Source organism: Sphingobium sp. (assembly GCA_023266575.1).
Taxonomy (GTDB): Bacteria; Pseudomonadota; Alphaproteobacteria; order Sphingomonadales; family Sphingomonadaceae; genus Sphingobium.
In genome coordinates this window covers 350,842-370,976 of record JAHFPV010000002.1, presented here as the reverse complement: position 1 = coordinate 370,976, position 20,135 = coordinate 350,842, and the positions used below count along the sequence as shown (strand labels likewise).

Genomic DNA, 20,135 nt, shown 5'->3' with positions numbered 1-20,135 from the left:
TCTCCGTCTGTCAGGGAAAGGGCGCTGAGGGGGACAACGCCCATGATGCCCCCTTGTGCCGCCCTTCCAAAGGCTTGGCTAGGCCTTGCGCCAGATAAGCCAGCCTTATGTTTCGCATTGCCGGTTGCGGCTATACCGGCATTTACCGATACGATAATGCCGCGACCAGCCTGCATTAGGGAGACACGGCCATGACCTACACCCTCATCACCGCGAATCGCAATTATAGCAGCTGGTCGCTGCGCCCCTGGGTGCTGATGACCGCATTGGGCATCCCGTTCGTCGACCGGATCGAACCCTTCACGCAGGCGACCAACTATGCCGCCTTCCGCAGCTTTTCGCCGACAGGGCAGGTGCCTGCGTTGATAGACGGCGAACGGACCATTTGGGATTCGCTGGGGATCACCCTCTATCTGGGCGATCGCCATCCCGCCGTCTGGCCGACCGACGAAGCCGCGCGGGCCTGGGCGCAATGCGCGGCAGCGGAGATGCACAGCGGCTTTGCGACACTGCGCAACGATTGCACCATGAATGTCGGGGTGCGGGTCGAGCCGCACCTGCACTCGCCCGCGCTGAACAGGGACATTGCGCGCCTCGCCGAGCTTTGGGCCGAAGGGCTGGCGCGTTTCGGCGGGCCGTTCCTTGCGGGATCGGCCTTCACCGCAGTCGATGCCTTCTATGCGCCGGTCGCGTTCCGGGCGCGGACCTACGGGCTGGATGTCGGACCGGTGGGTCAGGCATGGCTCGATCATATGCTGGCACACCCCGCGATGCAGGCATGGGAAGAGGCCGCCCTGGCCGAGACATGGCGCGAGGACAGCCATGAGGCCGAAATCGGTGCAGCAGGACGGATCATCGCAGATTATCGGGCGGTGTAACATTGTTGCCCGCCATATGGACAAAAGAGCAGTTTTCTGCCCGCTTCCCCCTTTTCCCCCAGTCATTCCGGGTCTAGGGGGAAACCACTATGGTTAAGCTCCGCACCCTCTATGAGAAGATCTGGGACGCGCATGTCGTCGAGCGCCGCCCGGATGGCACCTGCCTGATCTATATTGATCGCCACCTCGTCCATGAAGTGACGTCGCCACAGGCGTTTGAGGGGCTTCGTCTTGCGGGACGCAAAGTGCGTCGGCCGGACCTGACGCTGGCGGTGCCGGACCATAATCTGCCCACGACGCCGCGCCGCGACGCCGACGGCCATCGCATCCCGATCGCCGACCCGGAAAGCGCGCAGCAACTCGCCGCGCTGGAGCGCAACGCCCCGGAATTTGGCGTGCGCCTGATCGGTGACGCCGATGTGGAGCAGGGCATCGTCCATGTTGTGGGACCGGAGCAAGGCTTCACCCTGCCGGGTACGACCCTGGTGTGCGGCGACAGCCATACCAGTTCGCATGGCGCGCTGGGCGCACTGGCGTTCGGTATCGGCACGTCGGAGGTCGAGCATGTGCTGGCGACCCAGACTCTGCTGCTCAAACAATCCAAAACGATGGAAGTCGTGGTCGAGGGCAAGCTGGGTTTCGGCGTGACGCCCAAGGATGTCGCGCTGGCGATTTGCGGGCATATCGGCACGGCGGGCGGCACCGGCTATGTCATGGAATATCGCGGCTCCGTGTTCCGCGACATGTCGATCGAGGGGCGCTTGACCGTCGCCAACATGTCGATCGAGGCGGGCGCGCGGTCGGGCCTGTTCGCGCCCGACGACACGACCTTCGCCTATCTCAAGGGCCGCCCGATGGCGCCCAAGGGTGCCGACTGGGACGCAGCCGTCGCCTGGTGGCGCACGCTGGTGACCGACGAAGGCGCGCAGTTCGACAAGACGGTGGTGATCGACGCCGCCGACATCGTGCCGACCGTGACCTGGGGGACCAGTCCCGAAGATGTCATCGCGGTGACCGGCGTGGTGCCGGACCCTGCAAGTTTCGAGGATGCGTCCAAGCGGGCGGCGGCGCAAAAGTCGCTCGACTATATGGGGCTGACCGCCGGGCAGAAACTGGCCGACGTGCCGATCGAACATGTTTTCATCGGCAGCTGCACCAACAGCCGGATCGAGGATCTGCGCGCCGCCGCCGCGTTGCTCGATGGGCGGCACATCGCCAGCGGGATCAAGCACGCGATGGTCGTTCCCGGCTCTGGCCTCGTCAAGCGGCAGGCCGAAGCCGAAGGGCTGGACCGCATCTTCACCGACGCTGGTTTTGAATGGCGCGAGCCGGGCTGTTCCGCCTGCCTTGGCATGAACCCGGACAAAGTGCCTGCGGGCGAACGTTGTGCTTCGACCAGCAACCGCAATTTCATGGGCCGTCAGGGACCGGGCGCGCGCACCCATCTGGTGTCGCCCGCGATGGCGGCGGCAGCGGCGATCACCGGCCGGCTGACCGACGTGCGCGAACTGTTGAAAAAAGAAGAGGGGATGGCATAGTGAAAAAGATTTTCTGGCTGCTGACGCTGGGCGCACTGGCCAGCGCGGCCATGGCCGCGACGCTGGGCCGGGCCGAGGATATTTCCGCCACGGAAGTAAAGCAGGCGCGCTGATGGACAAGCTGACCACGGTCGAGGGCAAGGCCTATCCGTTCGGGATGAAGAATGTCGACACAGACATCATCATCCCGTCGCACTGGCTCAAGACGATTTCGCGCAACGGCATGGGCAGGGGCGCGTTTGAAGTGCTGCGCAAGGAGCCGGGCAACGTCTTTGACGATCCGGCCTATGCGGGCAGCCCGATCCTGATCGCGGGCGACAATTTTGGCTGCGGCTCCAGTCGCGAACATGCCGCCTGGGCGCTGGGCGATCTGGGCATCCGGGTGGTGATCGCGCCGAGTTTCTCCGATATCTTTTCCAGCAATGCATTCAAGAACGGCATTTTGACCGTCGTATTGCCGCAGCAGGCGATCGACCGGCTGATGGAGGTGGCGCAGACCGACCAAATCCATGTCGATCTGGAGCAGCAGACCGTCACGACCCAGTTTCAGGATCGTTTCAGCTTCGAAATCGACCCGTTTCGCAAACATTGCCTGCTGGGCGGTCTGGACGAAATCGGCCTGACGCTGGGCGATGCCGACGGCATCGGCGTCTATGAAGCAAAAGTGGCGCAGGATCGCCCCTGGATGATCCCCGCCGTTGCGTAAACGCGCGCTTCTTCCTATCTCTTATCGCACTATCGGGCTTTGGACAGGGCATTTGGCATGACGACTTTCGACGATCGCGAACGGGCCTTTGAAAATATGTTCGCCCATGACCAGGAAATGCAGTTCCGCATCCAGGCGCGTCGCAACCGACTGCTGGGCGAATGGGCTGCGGCCAAGATGGGCCTGACGCCGGAAGAAACCGATTCCTATGCCAAGGCAGTGGTGCAGGCCGATTTCGAGGAAGCCGGTGACGAGGATGTCATCCGCAAGCTGGTGGGCGACATGACCTCCGCCGGGATCGACATTGACGAGCCGGGCGTCCGCGCCGCGCTTGAAGAGCAGGCGGTGATCGCCCGCCGCATGTTCATCGAAGCGCAGTAAGGCCGCCTGCGATGCCCATGGCCGCCGACGACATTGCCAATATGATTCGCGCCGCAATCCCCGACGCGGATGTCGAAATAACCGATCTGGCGGGTGACGGCGATCATTATGCCGCGCGGGTGGTGGCGGAAAGTTTCCGCGGCATGAGCCGGGTGGCGCAGCAACGCGCCGTCTATGCCGCGCTCGGCGGCCGGATGGGCGGCGTGCTGCACGCCTTGCAACTGACCACTGCGGTTCCCAACTAACCCGCATCACAGATTTGCGTCCACAAGCGGCGCCAGACAGGAATGGACTTTCGATCATGACCGACGCCGTGCATCAGCGGATTGCGCAAATCGTGGGCGCCAACGACGTGGTGCTGTTCATGAAGGGCACGCCGCTCTTCCCCCAGTGCGGCTTTTCCAGCCGCGCCATCGCCATCCTTGAGCATCTGGGCGTCGCCTATGAGACGGTCGATGTGTTGCAGGACCAGGCCGTCCGTCAGGGCATCAAGGCCTTTTCCGACTGGCCGACCATCCCGCAACTCTATGTAAAGGGCGAATTTGTCGGCGGCAGCGACATCATGATGGAAATGTATGAAGCGGGCGAACTGCACCAGCTGATGACCGATCAGGGCGTCGCGGCGGCGAACTGACCAACGTTCAGATATGACGTCATAAGGGGCGGTCCGATCATCGGGCCGCCTTTTTTATTGCTGGATTGAGGGAAGCCACCGGGTTGGGGGTGCCGGCGGAGATCGGCCAGCACCCCCAGGGTAGTTACACGGTGGGTTACGGGAGTAAGAGACGCAACCGCCGTGCCAGAAACATCAGGGCGCGCAAATCCGCAGCTGCAAGGGTTAATGGCGCGCGCGACGCGGTGGCATCTGTCAAATATTCCGACATTTTGCGGCTGCTCTGGTGGCATAGCCGACGGCGACTTTGCCCCCATTGACTACAATCGTAATCAATGCGATTACATCTGTAGTTGAAAAAGAGGCAAGAGTCGCGTGGCGCAGACGGGTGAAAAGATCAGCGAAGCCGAACTGGTGGTGATGGAGGCGCTGTGGGAGCAGTCGCCGCTGACCGCCAATGACGTGGCCGATCGCGTCACCGACGCCCGCGACTGGAGCGCGCAGACGGTCAAGACATTGCTGTCGCGGCTGATGGCCAAGGATGTGATCGCCGCCGATCAGGATGGCCGTCGTTTCCTCTACCGCCCACTGGTCGCGCGGGAGGATTATGTCGCCAGCGAATCGGGGCGGCTGGTCAACCGGCTGTTCGGCGGGCGGGTGTCCCCGCTGGTCGCGCAACTGGCCAGCCAGGACCAATTGACCGAGGATGATATTGCCGAGCTTGAGGCAATCCTGAAAGGGCTGAAATCATGAGCGTCTGGATGGTCGAAACGCTGATTGCCACGACGCTGCTGATGGCGCTGGTCATGCTGCTGCGCCGACCCGTGGCGCGCTGGCTGGGGGCAGGGGCGGCCTATTGCCTTTGGGCCGTGCCTTTCGCCCGGATGCTGCTGCCAGCGCTGCCCGGCGATGTCGCCAGCCCTTCACCCTTGCATGTCGCGGTCGATCAGGCGGGCCTGCCCGACCTGCTGACCGTCGCGCCGATGGCACAGGTGGCGACCGACACCGCCTTTCCCTGGCTGGAGGTCGGCATCGGCCTCTGGTTTGCCGGGATGCTGGCCTTCCTGATCATCCAGGCGGTCGGCTATGCGCGGTTCCGGCGGCACATGCTGACCGGCGCGACGCCGATCGGGGAGGAAGGCCGCATCCGCCTGATCACCAGCCCGCACGCCAGCGGGCCGCTAGCCTTTGGCGTGTTTCAGCCGTTCATCGTCCTGCCCGCCGATTTCGCGCTGCGCTATGACGCGCTGGAACAGGAGATGGCGATCGCGCACGAACGCGCCCACCATGCCCATGGTGATCTCGCCGCGAATATGGTCGCGCTGGCGCTGCTCGCCATCCACTGGTGCAACCCCATCGCCTGGATCGCCTATCGCGCCTATCGCGCCGATCAGGAAACCGCCTGCGACGCGCGCGTGCTGGCGCTCTATGGCCAGGATCAGGCCCATATCTATGGCCGCGCCATCCTGAAAGCCGCCGGTGGCCGCCAGTTCGCCGCCGCCTGTCATCTGACCCGAATCACAACCTTGAAGGGGAGGCTCCTCATGCTTTCGCGCCACGAAATTTCGCTCCAGCGGATCAGCTGGGGCATGGCCGCCGTCGCCATTGTCACCGCCACGGGCCTTGCCCTCACCGCATCGGGCAGCCGCGCCGCGCAGCAGATGGCGGCGATCAGCGACACAGTCGAAACCGCAGACTTTGCACGGCTTTCCAATCTGGTGGCCCAACCCGCCGCCGCCACAGTGCCACAGACCGTCGATGCATGGCCGGAAACGCCCACCGCCCCCACCGCGGCCAGGATCGACGCGGAAATGGCAGCCGCACCGCCGCCCGCGCCAACTGCGCCGATCGTCCCTGCCGCCGACATGATCGCGCCGGTCGCGCCAGTGCCGCCCATGCCAGCGGTGCCGCCTGTCACTGTGCGCGAAGAGAAGAACGCGATCACCATCACTCATGCCGATGGCCGGGTCGAGCGCCACCACATCCCGACCGAGGCCGAAATCCGCCGCATGGTGCCGCGTGTCGATGTCCGTAACGGCTGTGAGGGCGACCAGACCGTCAGCAAGCGCGAAAGCGTGGACAGCGATGGTCGCCGCACCATCCGCGTCCGCATCTGCGAGGCGCAGATCGAGGCGCAGGCCCATCGCGCCGCCCGCGCCGGGCTGGTGACGGCCCGCGCCCAGGTCGCCCGCACGGCCCATATGACCGATCGCATTCGCGCCGACGTGCTGCGCGATCTGGACGATGAAATTGCCAAGATGGACGGGCAAGGGGACTGACCCGCGCTCGGCCGGCTCAACCGGATTGCGAAGGCGAAAGCCATCCATGGGTCTGCCTATGGATGGTTTTTTTACGTGCCGTGAAGATCAGGCCATCGGTGCGATCGCCTTCACTCGCAGCCCGAATCACCTGATGCCGCACAAATGCGTCGAGCGCCTGATCGGCATCGATCAGGCGCTCGGACAGGACTCTACGGTCCCAATATCATGAAAGGCTTGCCGACCGTCGCAAAGGACGGCGGCTGGCCTCACCGCATGGCTTAGCCCTGGCGGGCCTTGAAGCGGCGGTTGGTCTTGTTGATCACATAGGTGCGGCCGCGACGGCGGATCACGCGGTTATCGCGATGACGGTCCTTGAGCGACTTGAGCGAGTTGCGGATCTTCATGGAAGTCTGCCTTCTTAGAATCTGGCTTTAGCGGAAAATCGAAGCGCTGCCCCTATGGGCGGGACGGCCTTAAGTCAAGTCCGGCGGCGCGACTTTTGCCTCCGTTCATCCCCCGTGCAGCAAGTTGATGGCTTGGAGCGGTGAAGGAATTATGCTGTCCGTGCCGTTTAGCGGAATATGTCCCGTTGGAGTAGATGCCATGTCGAAGCGCCTGATCCTTGCCGCCAGCCTTGCCCTGTCCTTGAGCGCGTGCGCAACGGCGATTCCCCCGGTGGAGGTCACCCGCTTCCATATCGGTGATCCCGCGCGCAGCGGCACGATCGCGGTGGAGGAAATGCGTGGCAATCCCGATATCAGCCTGGAATTCCGCACCTATGCCGCCGCCGTGGCGCAGGAATGGCAGCGTGTCGGTTTCACCCCTGTTACCGCAGGCGCAACCAGCGACTATGTCGCCAGCGTCGCCTTCCGCCGCAGCTTCCGCCCCGCTGGCATCGACCGCAGCAGCGACAAGCCGGTCAGCGTCGGCGTGGGCGGCGGCATCGGTAGCGGCGGCTATTCCGGGCTGGGCGTGGGCATCGGCATCAACCTGTCGGGCAAGCCCAAGGATATTGTCACGACCGAATTGCAGGTGCAGCTGCGCCGTCGCGCCGATTCGACGATGATCTGGGAAGGCCGCGCCCTGACGCAGGCCCGCGAAGGCACGCCCGCCGCGCAACCAGGCCTTGCGGCACAAAAGCTGAGCGCTGCGCTGATCGGGGGCTATCCCGGCGAATCCGGGCGCACTATAACCGTCAAATGACCATTTCCATCACCAGTGCATTCGACAGCGGCAATATCCGCGTCCTTTCCATCATCGACACGCCAGAGGGTGTCCGCGCCGAACTGGAAATCGTGACCGACCATCAGAGCGATTTCTATCAATGGTTCCATTTCCGCGTGGCCAATGCTGCCGGACGCTCCGTGGAACTGGCGATCGTCAATTGCGGCGGGTCGGCCTATCCTGACGGCTGGGCCAATTATAAGGCGCGGGTGAGCGAGGATCGCGAAACCTGGAGCCAGGCCGATACCAGCTATGCCAATGGCACGCTGACGATCCGGCTGGAGCCGGACAGCAATGCGCTCTGGGTCGCCTATTTTGCGCCCTATTCGATGGAGCGCCACCACGACCTGATCGCTTTTGCCGCCTGCCAGCCGGGCGTCACCCATCGCGAACTGGGGCTGACGCTGGACGGCCAGCCGATCGACCTGCTGAGCGTAGGCGAAGGGCCGAAACAGGTGTGGCTCTATGCCCGCCAGCATCCCGGCGAAACCATGGCGCAATGGTGGATGGAAGGCGCGCTGGAACGGCTGTGTGACGAAGAGGATTCGGTCGCGCGCCTGCTACGGCAGCAGGCGACGATCCATCTGGTGCCCAATATGAACCCGGACGGCAGCCGCCGGGGCCATTTGCGCACCAATGCGGTGGGCGTGAACCTCAACCGCGAATGGCATGAACCGTCGATGGAGCGCAGCCCGGAGGTGTTTCTGGTCCGCGCTGCGATGGACAAAACCGGCGTCGATCTTGCCATCGACGTGCATGGCGACGAAGCCATCCCCGCCGTGTTCATCGCCGGTTTTGAAGGCATCCCGTCGATCACCGAACACCAACTGACCCTCTACCACCGCTATCGCGACACGCTGGCCGCCCGCACGCCCGATTTCCAGACGCGGCTGGGCTATCCGGTGGCGGGGGAAGGGCGGGCAAACCTCTCCATGTCCACCAATCAGGTCGCCGAACGCTTTGGCGCGGTGGCGATGACGCTGGAAATGCCGTTCAAAGATAATGACGACCTGCCCGACGCCGATTTCGGCTGGTCCCCCGCCCGCTCCGCCCAACTGGGCAAGGATTGCCTGGCCGTGCTGGCGGAGATTATCGGGGATATCTAACAATGACGTGTTCCCGCGCAGGCGGGAACCCAGTTCAGACCGTGGGCCTGGGTACCCGCCTGCGCGGGAACACCCAACCTATTTCCAATCAAATGCCAGCGGCGCTTCCCGAAACGCAAAGCGGTCGAGATGCTCCGCGACCACCTTCTTGAACACCGCGACATCGGCGTCGGCGGTCGGATCGATCGTCACCACCAGCGCCTCCTCCTGCGCGGCCATGCGGATCGGGCCCATCGGAAAGGCGATGACGCCCGATTGCGGATCAAACTCCGTCTCGAACTTGTGGCTCCAATGTTTGCATAGCTGCTGGAGATAGCGGCTGGCATTGGGCGTGGGGACATGGGCGGTCAGCGTCATGACTTAGAGCCTTTCGATCTTGGTGGCGGCCTCGTCGATCAGGGACGCGACGTCGAACATGGTCTGGGCGTCGGCCCCTTCCTTTTCAAGCCGCCCTTGGATCGCCATGCGCAGATTATGCATTGCCCGGCGCAGCGGTGCGCCGTCGGTGCGCTCGGCCTTTTGCGCCAGCGAAGCGATCCGCTCCATCACGAGCGCCAGCCCGGCCTGATGCTCTACCAGATGGGCCGTGCCTTCGTTGGTAATGGCAAACAGCTTGCGGCTGCCTTCGCCGGGCTGTTCAGCGATCAGGCCCATATCGGCCAGCAGCGTGAGCGTGGGATAGACCACGCCGGGGCTTGGCGCATAGACCTCGCCCGATAGGGTCTGGATCTCGCGGATCAAATCATAGCCATGGCGCGGCGTGTCGGCGATCAGCTTGAGCAGGATCAGCTTGAGCGCGTCATTGTCGAACAACCGCCGCCGCCCACCGCCGCGTCCACCCCGGCCGCCACCATCCATTGGTCCATCCCCAAAGGGAGCGCCACCGCCGCGCCCAAAGCCGCCCCGGCCAAATCCGTCGGGGCTAGCAAAGCGGCCATAACCGCGCAGGCCATGCCCATGGTGACGGCCGCCATGGCCGCCTTGTGTGTGAGGGAAATGCATCATTTGTCTTTCAGTATGTTTCATGATGCATTGAGATATATCGTAAAAATTAGGATCGTCAAGAGTTAAGATATATCTTTTACATCTTAAGTGCATCAGAGCGCGGCGAAATCGATCGCCGCGTGCCGGTCGAGAACCCGCGAATGATCCTCCAGCGGATATTTGAGACCGCTGGCGCAGTTGAACAGCAGCGCACGCTCATCGCGTCCGATCAGCCCTTCGTCCAGCGCCCGGCTATAGGCAGCCAGGGTCGCGCCGCCTTCCGGGCAGAGCAGCAGGCCATCGTCGCGCGCCACATCGCGCACCGCCGCGCTGATCGCGGCATCCGACACGGCCAGCGCCGCGCCGCCGCTTTCCCGCACCGCGCGCAGGATCAGGAAGTCGCCCACCGCGCGCGGCACGCGGATGCCCATGGCGATGGTGTGGGCATCCTCCCAGCGTTCGGCAAATTCCTCGCCCTGATCGAAAGCGCGGACCATCGGCGCGCATCCCTCGGCCTGCACCGCGAACATTTTTGGGCGTTTCGATCCGATGAAGCCGATCTGCTCCAGTTCATCAAACGCCTTCCACATGCCGATCAGGCCGGTGCCGCCGCCGGTGGGGTAGAAAATCGCGTCGGGCAATTCCCAGTCCAGCTGCTCGGCCAGTTCCAGCCCCATCGTTTTCTTGCCCTCGATCCGATAGGGTTCCTTCAGCGTCGAGAAATCGAACCAGCCGCGTTCCTTCGCCCCTTGCCCGACGATCGCGCCGCAATCGTCGATCAGCCCATTGACGCGATAGACCCGCGCGCCCTGCGCCGCGATCTCGCGCACGTTGATTTCGGGCGTATCGTCGGGACAGAAGATGATCGCCTCCATCCCGGCGACCGCGGCATAGGCGGCCAGCGCCGCGCCCGCATTGCCGTTGGTGGGCATGGCGATCCGGGTCACGCCCAGTTCCTTGGCCATCGACACCGCCATCACCAGCCCGCGCGCCTTGAAGGAGGCAGTGGGCAGGCGGCCCTCATCCTTGGCGATCAGATGGCCGCCACCCAGCCGCGCGGCGGTTCGCGGTAGCGGGATTAGGGGCGTCGCATTTTCGCCCAGGCTGATGATGTTGGCGGTGTTCCGAACCGGTAGCAATTCGCGCCAGCGCCACAAATCCATGGGCCGCTGCGCCAATGCGTCCTTGGTCAGCGTAGCCCGCACCCCGTCCAGATCATAACGCACCAGCAACGGCTTCCCCGCCGTCGACAGACCATGCAACTGGTCCGCCGCATAACGCTCGCCGGTCAGCGAACATTCCAGATGGGTGACGAAGGTGGGACGATCGGTGGTGAGGTTCAGGTCGTGGCGCAACGGGGTATCCTTTGGTCTGTGCCCCCCGGCCCACCCTTGAAAACCCCTCCCGCGAACGGGAGGGGTGGATATGTCTTATTCCGGCGCTTTCGCCACGCTAACCATGGCCGGGCGCAGCAGCCGGTCCTTGATCATATAGCCTGCCTGCATCTCGATCAGGATCGTGCCGGGCGCGGCATCGGCGGAGGGGACTTCCATCATCGCCTGATGCTTGTTGGGGTCGAGCGGCTGGCCGACCGATTCGATCTTGCTGATGCCGTTGCGACCAAACACCGCCTCCAACTCGCGGCCGGTGGCTTCCAGCCCGACGACCAGACCCTTGAACTTCTCATCCTCGCGCAGGTCGGCGGGGATGGTGGCGAGCGCGCGGCTCAGATTGTCGGCCACCGACAATATGTCGCGGGCAAAATTGGTCGCGGCATAGGCGCGCGTGTCGGCCAGCTCCTTTTCCAGCCGGCGGCGCACATTCTGCGTATCGGCATGGGCATAGAGAATGTCCTGCTTGGCGGTCGCCAGTTCCGCTTCCAGCGCGGCGATGCGCTCTGCACTGGCATCGGCCACGGGCGCATCCTCCGGCAACTGGTCCACGACTTCGGTATTTTCGACGTTCAAATTTTCTTCGCTCATCTCATCAATCTCGACAGCGTTTGTGCGGTGAAATCCACCATGGGGATCACCCGTGCATAGTTCAAGCGCGTGGGGCCGATCACGCCGACCACGCCGACCACCCGGCCGTCCGCGCCACGATAGGGGGCGGCTATGACCGAAGAACCCGACAGGGAAAAGAGCTTGTTTTCCGATCCGATGAAGATTTTGGTCGCGCTGCCCGCCAATGCGCTTTCCAGCAGGCGGGATATTTCCTGCTTGCCCTCCAACTGCTCCAGCAATTGCCGCACCCGTTCCAGGTCCGCCGCCGTGCCATCGTCGATCAGATGGGCCTGGCCGCGGACGATCAGCACCGGCCTGTCATCGGCGTCATGCGACCAGATGGCGATGCCGCGCTCCACCAGCTCCCGCGCCGCGCCATCCAGCGCGCTACGTTCGCTCTCCATCTCCTGCGCCAGCCGGTCGCCCGCCTGCCGCAACGTCATGCCCGCAAAGCGCGCCGACATGAAATTGGCCGCTTCGTTGAGCATGGAGGGGGACACGCCGGGCGGCAGGTCCAGCACGCGATTTTCGACCGACCCGTCCTGCCCGACCAGCACGGCCAGCGCCTGCCGGTCATTCAGCGGCACGAAACCGAACTGGCGCAACACCGGCTCGCGCCTTGGCACCATGACGATCCCCGCGCAGGCCGACAGGCCCGACAGCGCAGCAGTGGCGGCGGACAGGGCTTCCTCGATCGGCCCGGCCTCGGCCAGCCCCGCCTCGATCGCGCGCCGTTCTTCCGCCGATGGCAGCGCTGCCTGCATCATCCCGTCGACGAACAGCCGCAGCCCGGTTTCGGTCGGCATCCGCCCCGCCGACGTATGCGGCGCGGCCAGCAGGCCCAGCTCCTCCAGATCCTGCATCACATTGCGGATCGAGGCAGGCGACAGGCTGAGCGAGGATATTTTGCTCAACGTGCGCGATGCGACGGGCAGGCCCGTACCCAGATAGCTTTCCACCACCAGGCGAAAGACGTCGCGCGCGCGCTCGTTCAATTCGGTCATGGGTGTCGTTGGCGTCATCGGCACGATGTAGGATGGATTGCGCCGATGCTCAACGTCTGCGTGGCCGACCGGCCTATTGGGCAGCCTTGGGTTTCAGCATCGGCTCGATCCCCAGCAATTTGGGGATGCCGCCGATCGTCGTGCGCAGCTTCCCATAACGCGCGTCCATGCAGCCCGACTGATAGTCCAGCCGCGTCGGCTTGGCCTTGCCCCGCGTCCATTCGATGCGATAGCCGGGCATGTCGGTCGCAAAGCGGGTGCAATTCTCGCTATGGGCGATCCGCTTTTCCGTGCCGACCGGCGGCTTGTAGGGGGCCAGCGCCGCGCGCAATTGCCGATATTGCGCCGGGGTCACGGTAAAGCGCGTCGGCCCCGGCACGGCGGTGAATTTCTCCGGCTCCAGCAGGCCCGATCCGTCCGGCGTCACCCGCACGCTATAGGCCGGGCAGGCGCCAAAGCAGCGCCCGGCGGTAAAGCGGATCGTGTCGCCTGCCGCGCGCGGTATGTCCAGCTCAGTGTCGGCGGTGGCACATCCCGCCAGCAGCATCGCGGTGGCGGCTATCATCATTCTGATCATCATGGCCCTTCTTATCGCCTAATTGCGCGCTTGGCACTGGCAAGAAACGCCGCCGGGCGCTAAGCGCCGTCCCCTACCGTTTTGGAGAATAGAACATGCGTCCTTCCGGCCGCGCGCCCGACCAGATGCGCGACATCACCATGGAGCCAGGCTTCACCATCCATGCCGAAGGAAGCTGCCTGATCAGTTTCGGCGACACCCGCGTGCTGTGCACCGCGTCGGTGGAAGAAAAAGTGCCGCCCTTCCTGCGTGGCAAGGGGTCGGGCTGGGTTACCGCCGAATATGGCATGTTGCCCCGCGCCACCCACACCCGCGGCAGCCGCGAAGCGGCCAAGGGCAAGCAGTCGGGCCGCACGCAGGAAATCCAGCGCCTGATCGGTCGCTCGCTGCGCACCGTCGTGGACATGAAGAAGCTGGGCGAACGCCAGATCGTGATCGATTGCGACGTGATCCAGGCCGATGGCGGCACCCGCACCGCGGCCATCTCCGGCTCGTGGGTCGCGCTGCGTATCGCGGTGGACAAGCTGCTGGCGTCCGGCGCGCTCAAGGAAGACCCGATCATCCAGAAGGTCGCGGCGATCAGCTGCGGCATCTATGAAGGCACCCCGGTTCTCGACCTCGACTATGCCGAGGACAGCAATGCCGAAACCGACGCCAACCTGATCCTGACCGGCGACGGCAAATTCGCCGAAGTCCAGGCCACGGCCGAAGGCGCGGCCTATGACGAGGAAGAATTGCTCCGCCTGCTGCGCCTGGCACGCATCGGCTGCGCCAAAATCTTCGCCGCGCAGGACGCCGCGACGGGGCGGTAATCACAAATATCCGTTCGCTTCGAGCGAAGTCGAGAAGCCGATAGCGTGACTTTTGCGTTTCTCGAATGCGCTCGAAACGAACGGGAAGAGGTGGAATAATGACCGACCAATTCGGACAGGAACAGGCGATCCGCAAGCTCGCCCCCGGCAAGCTGGTGATCGCCAGCCACAATGCGGGCAAGGTGCGCGAAATCGCCGCGTTGCTTGGTCCTTACGGGATCGAGCCGATCTCTGCCGCGTCGCTCGACCTGCCCGAACCGGAGGAAACCGGCACCACCTTCATCGCCAATGCGGAACTCAAGGCGTTGCAGGCAGCCGACCTGTCCGGCCTGCCCGCACTGGCCGACGATAGCGGCCTGTGTGTCGAGGCTCTGGGCGGCGATCCGGGGCTGTTTTCGGCGCGCTGGGCCGGGCCGGACAAGGACTTCACCCTTGCCATGCAGAAAGTCTGGGACGGGGTCACCGCCAAAGGCCCGGACGCTGGCCATGACGCCCATTTCATCTGCGCTTTGGCGCTGGCTTGGCCCGACGGCCATGTCGAGGCGTTCGAGGGGCGGATCGACGGCACGCTCGTCTGGCCCCCGCGCGGGGGCAATGGCTTTGGCTATGACGCCATGTTCCAGCCGCTGGGGTTCGACATCAGCTTCGGCGAAATGGACCCGGACGCCAAACATGCGATGAGCCACCGCGCCGATGCGTTCAAGAAACTGGTGGCGGCGGTTTTTTGAGTTTCCCATTCCTCCCCGGCACGGGGAGGTGGCGCGCGAAGCGCGACGGAGGGGGCGTTCATCTGGCCACTACGGTCACGTAAGGCGGCCAGCCCTCTCCACCGGCTTCGCCCCCGTGCAGGGAAGGAACTACCGCTCCCCGCTCGCCAACTCGATCGGCGCTGCTTCCCCATCCAGCGGCCCTTGCCCAAAGGCATTGCCAGCAGGAAAATAGCGGCACACCAGATACTCATAATTCGCGCCTTCACCCAGCGCGCAGCCGACCTTGCGGGTGCCGCGCCAGATCATCTGGGTATAATGGCCGACATCCTGCCAGCGCCCGCTGGTGCTGAAGTCAGGCAATTTGCCCTCCGCCCGGAACAGCTTTTTCTCGTCCGCAAACGCGCCGACCATGACATTATAGCCATAGAGGCGGCGCGGCCCCATCCACAGATTTTCGCCGCTGGGGATCGCCCGGCTGCCGCGCGGGCTGTGGCGGAACGCACCAGTCTGCGCCATGTCGGCGGCATAGCGCGCCGCGTCCGCCGCCAGTGCGTCATCCCATTCCAGCGCTGGGACACCGACCAGCGCCCGCTCGCCATTATGCGCGTCCATCATCACGGCGTGTAGCAACGGCTCACCGCGCGCGGCTTCCTCCATGCCATAATAGGCGGCTGGCATGACCACACCGGTCGGCACCCCGACCGGCGGAGCAACCGCCGCCTTGCTCCCCGGCGCGCTATCGGACGCTGCCTGTGCGCCTGTCGCGACCAGCAACGCCGCCCATAGCCCGCCACGCAAAAACAGATTAGGGCTGCCCCCAGCCATGGCCGTCATTCCCCCCGAATCTCTATCCGCATCGGCGTCGGCCCCCGCCGACGCTCTGGCCTTATATATGCATTGGCCCTTTTGCGTATCCAAATGTCCCTATTGCGATTTTAACAGTCATGTCCGCGAGGGCATAGATGTTGAAGCCTGGCGCAGCGCGCTCCTGGCCGACATGGCCCATGAGGCCGCGCTGACCGGCGGACGCCCGCTCTCGTCGATCTTCTTTGGGGGCGGCACGCCCTCGCTGATGCCGCCCGCGCTGGTCGCGGACCTGATCGCAGCGGCGCAGCAGCATTGGGGCTTCACCCCCAATATCGAGATCACGCTGGAGGCCAATCCCAACTCGGTCGAGGCCGCCCGCTTTGCCGATCTCGCCGCCGCCGGGGTCAACCGCGTATCGCTGGGCTTGCAGGCGCTCGACAATGACGCACTCCACTTCCTCGGCCGCGCCCATGATGTAAGCGAAGGGCTGGCCGCGCTCGACACCGCCCAATCCGTGTTCGACCGGGTGAGCTTCGACCTAATCTACGCCCGTCCGGACCAGAGCGAGGCCCAATGGGAAGCCGAACTGACCCAGGCGCTCTCCTTCGGCACCGGCCATCTCTCCCTCTACCAACTCACGATCGAACCTGGCACCCGCTTCGCCACCTTGGTGGCGCAGGGCAGGATGACGCCCGCCGACCCTGATCATGGCGCAACCCTCTATGAACTGACCGCCGCGATGACCGGCGCGGCGGGCGTCCCCGCCTATGAAATCAGCAACCACGCCCGCGCGGGGCAGGAGAGCCGCCATAACCTCACCTACTGGCGCTATGGCGATTATGTCGGCGTCGGTCCCGGCGCGCACGGGCGGCGCGGGGGCATGGCAACGCAGCGCCACAAAAAGCCGGAAAACTGGATCGGCGCGGTCAGCCGCAACGGCCACGGCCTGCAAACCGAACAGCCCCTGGCAGGCGAGGAGCGCGCGCGTGAGGCTTTGCTGATGGGGTTACGGCTGGGCGAGGGGGTCGATCTCGCCCGCATCGCGGCGCTGTCAGGCGTTGCTGTGGCAAAGCTGGTCGATGACCGCGCCATCGACCAGCTCACCGACCTGGGCCTCATCCACCTGACCGACACCCGTCTGCAAGTCGCGCCCGCCGGAATGCTCCTGCTCGACGCGATCCTGCCGGAGGTGGTGGCAATTTAATCCCGATCCTTCAGTTCATCCCCCCGCACCGCCGCGACATGCAGCACATTGGTCGATCCTGGCGTGCCGAACGGAACCCCGGCCAGCACGACGATCTTGCCGCCCTTTTCGGCCATGCCGTGGCGGAGGGCCATGCGGCGGGCCTTGCCGATCATTTCCTCGAAATTGCCGATATCCTTGGTGCGGATCGCGTGGACGCCCCAGGTCAGCCCCAGCTTGCGCGCCGTGTCGGTGCGTGGGGTCAGCGCCAGGATTGGCGCGGACGGCCGTTCGCGCGCCACGCGCCGCACCGTGCTGCCCGATGAGGTGAAGCAGGTGATCGCACTTGCGCCCACGACATTGACGATATTCCCTGTCGCCTCGGCCAGCGCGTCGGCGGTGGTCGGGTCGGGCAGCGTCTCGGTAAAATGCAGCCGGGCGAGATAGCCCGGATCACGCTCCACGCTATGGGCGATCGCGTCCATCATCGCCACCGCCTCCACCGGCCAGTCGCCCGCCGCGGTTTCCGCCGACAGCATCACCGCGTCCGCCCCGTCATAGACCGCCGTCGCCACGTCCGACACTTCGGCGCGGGTGGGGGAGGGGGACTTGATCATCGATTCGAGCATCTGGGTCGCCACCACCACCGGGCGACCCATGCGGCGCGCGGTAGCGACGATCTGCTTTTGCAGCGGCGGCACGTCATAGGGCGGCAGTTCGACGCCCAGATCGCCGCGCGCGACCATCACGCCATCGGCCATCTCGATAATCTCCTCCAGCCGCTGCACGGCCGACGGCTTTTCGATCTTGGCCATCAGCGACCCATAGCCACCCATCAGCTTGCGCGCTTCGGCCAGATCCTCCGGCCGCTGCACGAAGCTCAAGGCAATCCAGTCGCACCCCTGTTGCATGGCAAAGCTCAGGTCGCGCCGGTCCTTGTCGGTCAGCGCCGGGACCGGCACCACTACATCTGGCACGTTCACGCCTTTGCGGTTGGACAGCGTCCCGCCAACCTCGACAATCGTGTCGATCCGGTCCTCGCTGATCGCCTTCACGCGCAGAACCATCTTGCCATCGTCCAGCAGCAGCCGGGTTTCGGGCACCAGCGCGGCATAGATTTCCGGGTGAGGCAGATTTACCCGGCGCGAATCGCCCGGCGTCTCGTCCCGGTCCAGGATGAAGGGCGCGCCCGTTTCCAGCAGCGCCAGCCCCTTTTCGAACGTGCCGACGCGCAGCTTTGGCCCCTGCAAATCGCCCAAAATCGTCGTGGGCCGCTGAAATTCCTTCTCCAGCGCGCGGATGGTGGCGATGCGCGCGGCATGATCCTCATGCGCGCCATGGCTCATATTGATGCGGAAGGCATCGGCCCCGGCAACGAACAGCGCCCGGATCATTTCGGGCGTATCGCTCGCAGGACCAAGCGTCGCAAGAATGCGGACCTTGCGTGAGCGGGGCGGTAGTCGTGACATATATTCTCCTGGCCGTCATGATCGCTGCTGGCCTTGCCAGCGCGTCGTTATGGGTTATCCGTGCTGCACGACAGGATGATGTAGATCAGCGAAAGGGTCCGCCGATGAGCGACACCATACTCACAGACGCCGCCGCCGCAACCGCCTTCCGCCGTCTGGTGATGCATTTGCAGCATCGCACGGACGTCGAAAATATCGACCTGATGGGGCTGGCGGGCTTTTGCCGCAACTGCCTGGCCGATTGGGTGGCAGAGGCGGACGGCGGCCTGACAAAGGATCAGGCGCGCGAACTGATCCACGGGATGCCCTTTGCCGAATGGAAATCCCGTTATCAGGGCGAAGCGACGCCGCAACAGATCGAGCGGATGAAAGAGAGTGTGGCGAAGAACGCCGACAATCACTAGGACGCCCTCCAACCGATTCACATCTACCGGAGATACGCCCCCATGACCGAACCCAATGTCGCCGCCGACCAGCTCCGCCTGCTGATCGAGCGTATCGAGCGCCTGGAAGAAGAGAAAAAGGGCATCGGCGACGACATCAAGGACGTCTATCTGGAAGCCAAGGCCACCGGCTATGACCCCAAGATCATGCGCCAGATCGTCCGCCTGCGGAAAATGCAGCCCCACGACCGGCAGGAAATGGAAGCCATCCTCCAGACCTACCTGTCCGCGCTGGGCATGGAATAAGAGGCATAACTGTCAGGAGAAGCGCCCATGTCCGAGATCATTGTCAGCACCACCAGCCGTCTGGAAGGGCGGCCTGCCAAGGAATATCTGGGCATCGTCACGGGCGAGGTGATCGTGGGTGCCAATCTGTTCCGCGATCTGTTCGCCAGCGTGCGTGACATCGTCGGCGGTCGGTCGGGCGCGTATGAGGATGTGCTGCAACGCGCGCGCGAACAGGCGATCGGCGAAATGCGGATGCGCGCCGCGACGCTGGGCGCCAATGCGGTCGTGGGTGTTGATCTCGACTATGAAGTGATCGGCTCGAACGGCTCAATGCTGATGGTATCGGCCTCTGGCACCGCCATCCTCGTGTAACATTGCGCGAGCGCGCCTCGGTCGCTAGAGAGCGCGCTCGTGTTTCACCAGATAATGTCAGGAGAAGGCCGTGGCCGGCCATTCCAAATTCAAGAATATCATGCATCGCAAGGGCGCGCAGGACAAGAAGCGCTCCTCGATGTTTTCCAAGCTGAGCCGCGAAATCACCGTCGCGGCCAAGATGGGGATGCCCGACCCGGACATGAACCCGCGCCTGCGGCTGGCGATCAACGCCGCCAAGGCGCAGTCCATGCCCAAGGACAATATCCAGCGCGCCGTCGACAAGGCGAACGCTGCGGGCGGCGAAAATTATGAGGAAGTGCGCTATGAGGGCTATGGCCCCGCAGGCATTGCCATCATCGTCGAGGCGTTGACCGACAACCGCAACCGCACCGCGACCAACATACGCACCGCTTTTTCCAAAAATGGCGGCAATCTCGGCGCGTCCGGGGCGGTGAGCCATGGCTTCGACCGGGTCGGCCTGATCACCTATCCCGCCAGCGCAGGCGACGCCGACGCGATCTTCGAGGCCGCGCTCGAAGCGGGCGCAGAGGACGTGTCGTCCAATGAGGACGAACATGAAATCTGGACCGCGATGGACGCGCTCCACGAAGTCGCCAAGGCGCTGGAAGCCAAGATCGGCGCGGCCGACAGCGCCAAGCTCGCCTGGAAGCCGCAAACCCTTGTCGATGTCGACGAAGCCAATGCCGCCACGCTGATGAAGCTGGTCGACACGCTGGAAGATGATGACGACGTCCAGACCGTCTGGGGCAATTATGAAGTGTCCGACGCGGTGATGGAGAAACTGGGTTGATCCCCTGTCCCTCTCCCCCTGG

At 64.3% G+C, this 20,135-nt stretch carries 27 protein-coding genes; 18 read left to right on the top strand and 9 right to left on the bottom strand.

Annotated elements, in window-relative coordinates; translation table 11 throughout:
• Window positions 1-191 precede the first annotated feature (191 nt).
• The 9 genes from Q0D44_RS04240 to Q0D44_RS04200 all read left to right on the top strand — a co-directional run bounded on the left by Q0D44_RS04240 (window position 192) and on the right by Q0D44_RS04200 (window position 6,606).
• Window positions 192-878 (top strand): glutathione S-transferase family protein, encoded by a 687-nt coding sequence (locus tag Q0D44_RS04240; RefSeq protein ID WP_294132858.1) that lies wholly within the window; start codon window positions 192-194, stop codon window positions 876-878.
• 89 nt (window positions 879-967) lie between these two features.
• On the top strand, window positions 968-2,416 hold the full coding sequence (gene leuC / locus Q0D44_RS04235; RefSeq protein ID WP_294132856.1) for a 3-isopropylmalate dehydratase large subunit: 1,449 nt from the start codon (window positions 968-970) through the stop codon (window positions 2,414-2,416).
• A gap of 112 nt (window positions 2,417-2,528) precedes the next feature.
• Entirely contained in the window at window positions 2,529-3,122 is a 594-nt protein-coding gene (gene leuD / locus Q0D44_RS04230; RefSeq protein WP_294132853.1) for a 3-isopropylmalate dehydratase small subunit, read from the top strand.
• Between the two features lie 57 nt (window positions 3,123-3,179).
• The gene (locus Q0D44_RS04225; RefSeq protein WP_294132850.1) at window positions 3,180-3,503 is read left to right on the top strand and encodes a DUF1476 domain-containing protein; all 324 of its coding nucleotides are present in this window, start codon (window positions 3,180-3,182) and stop codon (window positions 3,501-3,503) included.
• Between the two features lie 11 nt (window positions 3,504-3,514).
• Entirely contained in the window at window positions 3,515-3,748 is a 234-nt protein-coding gene (locus Q0D44_RS04220; RefSeq protein ID WP_294132848.1) for a BolA family transcriptional regulator, read from the top strand.
• A gap of 56 nt (window positions 3,749-3,804) precedes the next feature.
• Window positions 3,805-4,137, top strand: coding sequence for a Grx4 family monothiol glutaredoxin (gene grxD / locus Q0D44_RS04215; protein ID WP_294132846.1), 333 nt, complete (start codon window positions 3,805-3,807; stop codon window positions 4,135-4,137).
• Window positions 4,138-4,491: 354 nt separating this feature from the next.
• The gene (locus Q0D44_RS04210; RefSeq protein ID WP_119744706.1) at window positions 4,492-4,869 is read left to right on the top strand and encodes a BlaI/MecI/CopY family transcriptional regulator; all 378 of its coding nucleotides are present in this window, start codon (window positions 4,492-4,494) and stop codon (window positions 4,867-4,869) included.
• Entirely contained in the window at window positions 4,866-6,395 is a 1,530-nt protein-coding gene (locus Q0D44_RS04205) for a M56 family metallopeptidase (RefSeq protein WP_294132841.1), read from the top strand. Before Q0D44_RS04210 ends, Q0D44_RS04205 begins: the two co-directional genes overlap by 4 nt.
• 46 nt (window positions 6,396-6,441) lie before the next feature.
• Window positions 6,442-6,606, top strand: coding sequence for a hypothetical protein (locus Q0D44_RS04200; protein ID WP_294132838.1), 165 nt, complete (start codon window positions 6,442-6,444; stop codon window positions 6,604-6,606).
• A gap of 49 nt (window positions 6,607-6,655) precedes the next feature.
• On the opposite strand, the gene ykgO is transcribed toward Q0D44_RS04200, so the two are convergent.
• On the bottom strand, window positions 6,656-6,781 hold the full coding sequence (gene ykgO, locus Q0D44_RS04195; RefSeq protein WP_003046794.1) for a type B 50S ribosomal protein L36: 126 nt from the start codon (window positions 6,779-6,781) through the stop codon (window positions 6,656-6,658).
• 199 nt (window positions 6,782-6,980) lie between these two features.
• On the opposite strand from ykgO, the gene Q0D44_RS04190 reads away from it, so the two are divergent.
• Both Q0D44_RS04190 and Q0D44_RS04185 read left to right on the top strand, forming a co-directional pair.
• Entirely contained in the window at window positions 6,981-7,580 is a 600-nt protein-coding gene (locus tag Q0D44_RS04190) for a hypothetical protein (RefSeq protein ID WP_294132836.1), read from the top strand.
• Window positions 7,577-8,707 (top strand): M14-type cytosolic carboxypeptidase, encoded by a 1,131-nt coding sequence (locus tag Q0D44_RS04185; protein WP_294132834.1) that lies wholly within the window; start codon window positions 7,577-7,579, stop codon window positions 8,705-8,707. The genes Q0D44_RS04190 and Q0D44_RS04185 overlap by 4 nt, the downstream gene beginning before the upstream one ends.
• Window positions 8,708-8,785: 78 nt before the next feature.
• Here the strand turns inward: Q0D44_RS04185 and Q0D44_RS04180 are convergent, their stop codons facing one another.
• From Q0D44_RS04180 to Q0D44_RS04155, 6 genes are all read right to left on the bottom strand, one after another.
• Entirely contained in the window at window positions 8,786-9,064 is a 279-nt protein-coding gene (locus Q0D44_RS04180; RefSeq protein WP_294132831.1) for a DUF2218 domain-containing protein, read from the bottom strand.
• Window positions 9,065-9,067: 3 nt separating this feature from the next.
• On the bottom strand, window positions 9,068-9,712 hold the full coding sequence (locus Q0D44_RS04175; protein WP_294132828.1) for a PadR family transcriptional regulator: 645 nt from the start codon (window positions 9,710-9,712) through the stop codon (window positions 9,068-9,070).
• A 92-nt stretch (window positions 9,713-9,804) separates the two neighbouring features.
• Window positions 9,805-11,046 (bottom strand): threonine synthase, encoded by a 1,242-nt coding sequence (locus Q0D44_RS04170; RefSeq protein WP_294132826.1) that lies wholly within the window; start codon window positions 11,044-11,046, stop codon window positions 9,805-9,807.
• Window positions 11,047-11,121: 75 nt separating this feature from the next.
• Window positions 11,122-11,673: a nucleotide exchange factor GrpE gene (grpE, locus tag Q0D44_RS04165; protein ID WP_294132824.1), complete on the bottom strand. Its 552-nt coding sequence runs from the start codon at window positions 11,671-11,673 to the stop codon at window positions 11,122-11,124.
• Complete coding sequence (gene hrcA, locus Q0D44_RS04160; RefSeq protein ID WP_294132821.1) at window positions 11,670-12,716, bottom strand: heat-inducible transcriptional repressor HrcA; 1,047 nt, start codon at window positions 12,714-12,716, stop codon at window positions 11,670-11,672. Before hrcA ends, grpE begins: the two co-directional genes overlap by 4 nt.
• Window positions 12,717-12,771: 55 nt before the next feature.
• Window positions 12,772-13,278, bottom strand: coding sequence for a DUF6438 domain-containing protein (locus tag Q0D44_RS04155; protein WP_294132818.1), 507 nt, complete (start codon window positions 13,276-13,278; stop codon window positions 12,772-12,774).
• A gap of 92 nt (window positions 13,279-13,370) precedes the next feature.
• On the opposite strand from Q0D44_RS04155, the gene rph reads away from it, so the two are divergent.
• Both rph and rdgB read left to right on the top strand, forming a co-directional pair.
• The gene (gene rph, locus Q0D44_RS04150; RefSeq protein WP_088183292.1) at window positions 13,371-14,087 is read left to right on the top strand and encodes a ribonuclease PH; all 717 of its coding nucleotides are present in this window, start codon (window positions 13,371-13,373) and stop codon (window positions 14,085-14,087) included.
• Window positions 14,088-14,185: 98 nt separating this feature from the next.
• On the top strand, window positions 14,186-14,815 hold the full coding sequence (rdgB, locus tag Q0D44_RS04145; protein ID WP_294132806.1) for an RdgB/HAM1 family non-canonical purine NTP pyrophosphatase: 630 nt from the start codon (window positions 14,186-14,188) through the stop codon (window positions 14,813-14,815).
• A 129-nt stretch (window positions 14,816-14,944) separates the two neighbouring features.
• Here the strand turns inward: rdgB and Q0D44_RS04140 are convergent, their stop codons facing one another.
• A complete protein-coding gene (locus Q0D44_RS04140; protein ID WP_294132803.1) occupies window positions 14,945-15,622 on the bottom strand; it encodes a CAP domain-containing protein in 678 nt (225 codons plus the stop codon).
• Between Q0D44_RS04140 and hemW the strand changes: the two genes are divergently transcribed.
• Window positions 15,621-16,808, top strand: coding sequence for a radical SAM family heme chaperone HemW (gene hemW, locus Q0D44_RS04135; RefSeq protein WP_294132801.1), 1,188 nt, complete (start codon window positions 15,621-15,623; stop codon window positions 16,806-16,808). The two genes, Q0D44_RS04140 and hemW, sit on opposite strands and share 2 nt — an antisense overlap.
• Here hemW and pyk read toward each other — a convergent pair.
• The gene (gene pyk / locus Q0D44_RS04130) at window positions 16,805-18,256 is read right to left on the bottom strand and encodes a pyruvate kinase (RefSeq protein WP_119744687.1); all 1,452 of its coding nucleotides are present in this window, start codon (window positions 18,254-18,256) and stop codon (window positions 16,805-16,807) included. The two genes, hemW and pyk, sit on opposite strands and share 4 nt — an antisense overlap.
• 104 nt (window positions 18,257-18,360) lie before the next feature.
• Here pyk and Q0D44_RS04125 point away from each other — a divergent pair, with 104 nt between their 5' ends.
• From Q0D44_RS04125 to Q0D44_RS04110, 4 genes are all read left to right on the top strand, one after another.
• The gene (locus Q0D44_RS04125; RefSeq protein ID WP_294132796.1) at window positions 18,361-18,660 is read left to right on the top strand and encodes a DUF1244 domain-containing protein; all 300 of its coding nucleotides are present in this window, start codon (window positions 18,361-18,363) and stop codon (window positions 18,658-18,660) included.
• Between the two features lie 42 nt (window positions 18,661-18,702).
• Window positions 18,703-18,945, top strand: a complete 243-nt coding sequence (locus Q0D44_RS04120; protein WP_006956223.1) for a DUF2312 domain-containing protein — start codon at window positions 18,703-18,705, stop codon at window positions 18,943-18,945.
• A gap of 27 nt (window positions 18,946-18,972) precedes the next feature.
• A complete protein-coding gene (locus Q0D44_RS04115) occupies window positions 18,973-19,299 on the top strand; it encodes a heavy metal-binding domain-containing protein (protein ID WP_006956225.1) in 327 nt (108 codons plus the stop codon).
• 70 nt (window positions 19,300-19,369) lie between these two features.
• Window positions 19,370-20,113 carry a YebC/PmpR family DNA-binding transcriptional regulator gene (locus Q0D44_RS04110; RefSeq protein WP_294132790.1) on the top strand — a complete coding sequence of 248 codons (744 nt, stop codon included), beginning with the start codon at window positions 19,370-19,372 and terminating at the stop codon, window positions 20,111-20,113.
• The last annotated feature ends 22 nt before the right edge of the window (window positions 20,114-20,135 follow it).